Source organism: Steroidobacter gossypii (assembly GCF_016801985.1).
Lineage (GTDB): Bacteria > Pseudomonadota > Gammaproteobacteria > Steroidobacterales > Steroidobacteraceae > Steroidobacter > Steroidobacter gossypii.
The window spans coordinates 1-1,105 of the sequence record NZ_JAEVLS010000024.1; the positions used below are offsets into that span (position 1 = coordinate 1).

A 1,105-nucleotide genomic window follows, 5' to 3' on the forward strand; every position below is an offset into this window, starting at 1 on the left:
AACGGATCGCGCACGAATCGCTCCGCCGTCAGCGACGCCCGGTTCAGATACCCGCGCGCTACGCCGGCTCCGCCAATGTACAGCTCCCCAGACACTCCAATCGGAACCGGCTGCAGATGACGGTCCAATACATACATTTGCACATTCGATATCGGTCGACCGATTGGAACCCGACTGCAAGACTCATCGAGCTTGCACTCCCAGAAAGTGACATCGATGGCCGCCTCCGTAGGACCATATAGATTGGATAGCCTCACATGCGGCAGCCTTCGCAGAGCCTTGTTCTGCAAAGCCGCGGGCAGCTCCTCTCCGCTGCACACGATGTGCCGGACCGATGAGCAAGGCTTGGTCTGCTGCTCCAAAAAAATCTGCAACATCGAGGGTACGAAATGCAGTGTGGTTACCCCCGCTGCCTCGATCAGCTGCTGCAGATATGTTGGGTCCTTGTGACCTTCTGGCCGAGCGACAACCAGGCGCGCACCGCTGAGCAGCGTCCAGAAGAACTCCCAAACGGATACGTCGAAGCTAAATGGAGTCTTCTGCAGCACTCGATCGCAAGATGTCATTCCATACTGAGCCTGCATCCAGTGAAGCCGATTGACCACGGCCCGATGCTCATTCATTGCTCCCTTTGGCTTACCCGTCGAACCCGATGTATAGATCACGTACGCCAAGTTCCTGGAGCTCAGACCGATCGATCCAGCATCGATGTTGCTCCTGTCCAGGCCGGACATCTCGCCAAGATCGCCGTCCACGGCCAACAGATCGCCAACCATCGGCCGCAGTCGCGCTTCGAGTTTCTTCTGTGTCAGGAGCACTAAGGGTGCCGCGTCTCCAGTCATGTACTCGAGGCGATCGTCCGGATAGTTCGGATCGATAGGCACGTAAGCGCCGCCAGATTTAAGGACGCCGAGTAGCGCCACTACCATCTCGAGGCTGCGCTCCAGGCAAACTCCGACGCGCTGATCTGGCCCCACTCCCTTCTGCCTCAAGTAGCGCGCCAGCTGATTCGCCTTCGCGTTGAGCTCCCCGTACGTCAGGCTCTGGTCTTCATACACCACCGCCACTGCATTCGGTGTGCGTGCGACCTGCTCCTCGAACAACT

At 58.3% G+C, this 1,105-nt stretch carries 1 protein-coding gene; it reads right to left on the minus strand.

Going from position 1 to position 1,105, the window contains the following annotated elements; genetic code table 11:
- On the minus strand, nt 1–1,105 hold a 1,105-nt coding region (locus JM946_RS29865; protein WP_203171116.1), incomplete at both ends, for a non-ribosomal peptide synthetase.